This is a genomic window from Psychrobacter sp. T6-1 (assembly GCF_052258445.1).
The window spans coordinates 1-3,565 of record NZ_JBQQFC010000260.1 but is presented as its reverse complement, the minus strand read 5'-3'; the positions used below and the strand labels follow the sequence as shown (position 1 = coordinate 3,565).

General features: G+C 40.1%; 4 protein-coding genes and 1 pseudogene. All 5 read right to left on the bottom strand.

What is annotated here, in order from left to right; all coding sequences use genetic code 11:
- Nucleotides 1–164, bottom strand: a 164-nt coding sequence (locus ACTXGO_RS16355) for a sugar transferase (RefSeq protein WP_443574551.1), incomplete at its 3' end; no start/stop codon positions are given.
- 88 nt (nucleotides 165–252) lie between these two features.
- Complete coding sequence (locus tag ACTXGO_RS16350) at nucleotides 253–1,395, bottom strand: glycosyltransferase family 4 protein (RefSeq protein ID WP_443541386.1); 1,143 nt, start codon at nucleotides 1,393–1,395, stop codon at nucleotides 253–255.
- Nucleotides 1,388–2,293, bottom strand: coding sequence for a glycosyltransferase family 2 protein (locus tag ACTXGO_RS16345; RefSeq protein WP_443541385.1), 906 nt, complete (start codon nucleotides 2,291–2,293; stop codon nucleotides 1,388–1,390). The genes ACTXGO_RS16350 and ACTXGO_RS16345 overlap by 8 nt, the downstream gene beginning before the upstream one ends.
- Nucleotides 2,293–3,333 carry an EpsG family protein gene (locus tag ACTXGO_RS16340; protein ID WP_443541384.1) on the bottom strand — a complete coding sequence of 347 codons (1,041 nt, stop codon included), beginning with the start codon at nucleotides 3,331–3,333 and terminating at the stop codon, nucleotides 2,293–2,295. Before ACTXGO_RS16340 ends, ACTXGO_RS16345 begins: the two co-directional genes overlap by 1 nt.
- Nucleotides 3,334–3,359: 26 nt before the next feature.
- Nucleotides 3,360–3,565: pseudogene (locus ACTXGO_RS16335) on the bottom strand (glycosyltransferase); the annotation flags it as partial.

Below are 3,565 nucleotides of genomic sequence, written 5' to 3'. Positions count from 1 at the left end.
TTAATCATCTTAAAAGGCTTGCCATATAGACCGGGGCGCGTTTGGCGAAAGAGTACTGGCGAACCCAATTGCTGCCTGACTTTATACGCGGTAATTATATATACCGGTGATAAAACAACTAAGGCTGCACTACTAGCGGTGATATCAAAAAGTCGTTTTAACATCTGCATTTACCTCAATTTTATTTTAGCTCAAAGGCTCGTAGAGTTAGACTCCACATGATTGACAACCGACTACTAGCAAACCGCTTTTCTAGCTTGATTGCGTTTCTGTGTCTAGAAACTTTGCATAAATCTTTGTCATGGCATCTAGTGCGTTAGCAATATCAAATACTGCCGCCCTCTTTATCGCAGAGGTTGCTATTTTAGAACGTAGCTCGTCATCGCTATATATCTTAAATATAGCATCAGCTAACGCTTGTGAATCATCCTGTGCAAACAAGACACCATTTACGCCATGCTCGATAATCGTACCATGTCCCCTATCGATAGTCGCAATAGGCGGCAATCCACACATCATAGCTTCAACAAGATTAATGCCTAGCCCTTCTTGTTTACTCGTAGATACGACAACATCGGAGACTTGATAGTACTTTTCAATATCAGTAACAAACCCGGCAAAGCGTATATGATCGTAAACCCCATGGCTTTTGGCATACCACTCAATCTCACTTAGCAATACACCCTTACCTGCAAGTAATACCGTAAAGCTATCCATTTGCGTGCTTAGACGTTTGATCGCATCTATGAGCAGTCGATGGTTTTTTCTCTCGATAAATTCAGCAGCATATATGATGACAAAGTCATCTTTGTCGATAGTTAACTCCTCTTTCAAAGACCTTTTTTGCTCAGACAATAGCGGCTTAAACCGCTCAGAGTTTACACCGATACCAGGTATTACAAAGTATTCGGTATCTGGTGATCCCTTTTTACTGATTAGATCAAAATCCTCTGTATTAATACAGATAATGGCATCCGTAATATAAGATAAAGCCACTTCAACAGGATAGTAGGTCAACCAAGACCAAGTACTGGCGCCCTTAAAAAAATGAAAGCCATGTGCGGTATACAAAAGCTGTGTGCCCTTTTTTCTAGCGACAATAGCGGACAGTCTTGAGAGCACCCCGGCCATAGGGGTATGACAAGATATCAAGGCATAGTCGTTATCATCGACAATAGCTTTTAGTTGAATTAAGCTTTTGATATGTGACAATGATAAGGGAGATCGCTCAAAACCAATTTGCCATACCTTTGACACAGTACTATCTATAAATTCGCCACGACAAGCCACATGAACCTCAAACCCATTATCACAAAACCACTTTAGATAAGGTCTGTGAAAGGCCTGAAAATGCTCTGCAACTGATGCAACAAAGAGTATTTTACGCTTAGACATGGTCAATACCTGGTATTTTCGTTGAATAAATACTATCCAATGCCTGATTAAATATCTCCAGCATTGGGTCTGGCACTTTTGTTTTTTTGCTCTTTTTGTTTCTACGTTTGAGAAGATAGTCTAAAGTTCCTGTTGATGCCATAACCTGCACAACTCCTGTTTTTAGTGCCGATTTAGCAATATATTTAAGCCTCTTAGATCTTTTATCGATCAAAGGCGCGTGATGCTTTCTTTCTGCTTGATAAGCTCTAATTAGTTTTTGAAGTGTCACGTTTCCCTCCTCTCGATATAGGTACAAAGGCTCTTTGAGGGAGATGGCGCGAAAATCACCTGCTCTGGCAGCTCGTAGCCATAGCTCACTATCTTGCCCAACTGGTAGCGACTCATCGTAGCGATTGCGCTGATACCAGCTTTTACGCGCTACTAGACCTGCATGCAAAAACCCTTGCGACTTATTTAATAGCTTGTTAAAAGTATAGTTGTGTTCATCAGCCCCTCTGTAGCCATTAAAAGAGCCATCTTGCCTAATAGAATAAGTGCCGCATGATGCAAGATCGTACTTTTTACTCGTCAACAAAATATCTAATAGCTTTTGCACTCTATCAGGCGTCATCATATCGTCCGCATCCATACGTACGATAAAGTCATACTGGGCTATCTCAACCAACTCATTGAGACGCGCCGCGAGACGGCGATTTTGACCGTCTGAATACACCTTTACTCTAGGATCACTAATCGATTGAGCTATCGCTAAGGAGCCATCTGTAGAGCCGTCATCAATCAATATGAGCTCCCAGTTTTTGTGGGTTTGAGCAAACACAGAACGTACTGCCTCTATTAGAGTAGACTCAGCATTATAAAAGGGAATACAAATAGTGACGGGCGCAGAATGATTCATCAGAAAATCTCAAAAACGGGATTAATAATGTATGGGGTCAAGTTACTAAATCGAGACGTCGTTAGGATAAAGTAGATAAGAAAAAGGCCTACGCCGATACCGGTGATATAGATATTATTTATTTTTTTAAAGAGGATAGGCAGTATTAGCACTAAGGTCCACGTAAAATAGCTCAATAATCGCTGTGGTCCTGATGGATTTGCACCGAGCATGGCAATAGGTATCATAAAAGCCACGCCAATCGCATAAAAAGAGAACAGTGTGATAAACGACTCGTCCTTTATTTTATAAAGTCGTATGATAAAGAAGGTAAATAGTAGTAGCGCTAGATAAAATCCTAAAATGAACAGCCCTCCAGCACTATCAGAGGTCTCAACATATGCCTCATATCTGGCGTTAGTCGATGCTATGTAGGCAATCAATATGCCGCTAATAGTAAAAGACCCTATAAAGGTCATTATGATTTTGTATAAAGGCGCTATGTTGAGGTGAACTAAAAAGTAAAAGGGAATCATAAATAGAGCGGTCGTATGGAACAATGCGGCTAACAAACATATCAATAGATAAGGAATCAATCGCTTATCTAACAAAAAGGGTAAGGCAGAAGCGAATATGGCCATCGCCAAACCTTGACGTAATCCGTTAAAAAAGAAAGGATAAATACCTAATGTGATGAATAAATACACAGAAAACCAGTAATCTACGCTGTATTTTCTGATAACAGTTAGGTAGCAAAATACAACGATAAATGCGGTACTTATAAATAGCCAAAAATAACTGTGAGTCACGCTTAGTAACGCATACTCTAACACTTGGTAACCTGGCTCGACAAACTCTTCAAATTTAAAGTTATAGACGTCGAGCTGCTCTCTAAAGTCTCGAGTATAATTCCAAGAATCTGTACCCACGCGAAAACTACGCACACCTGCAAACAAAGTAAGAGCGATCAGGGGCACCCAAAAAGACTTACGGTTAAGCGCTTTTTGTTCTAGTACGATCCAAAAAGTAACAAAGCTGAGAACCAGTAAGTATGGAATCATATAACCCTCTTTTTTGTGGGCTCTAGTTAGAGACTTTCATAAACTTGTGCTAGTTTTTTTGCATTCTCAGACACATCAAAACCATTTGATTTAAGTATTTGTATTTTTTTATCTTTAGAGCACTCTAGCTCTTTGTTATCTAACAGCGCTTCCACCCAAGTCCTTGGATCATCAATGGGTAAAAATTCAACCAAACCTAGTCCTAAATCTACCTCAGACGATACTTGAGTGG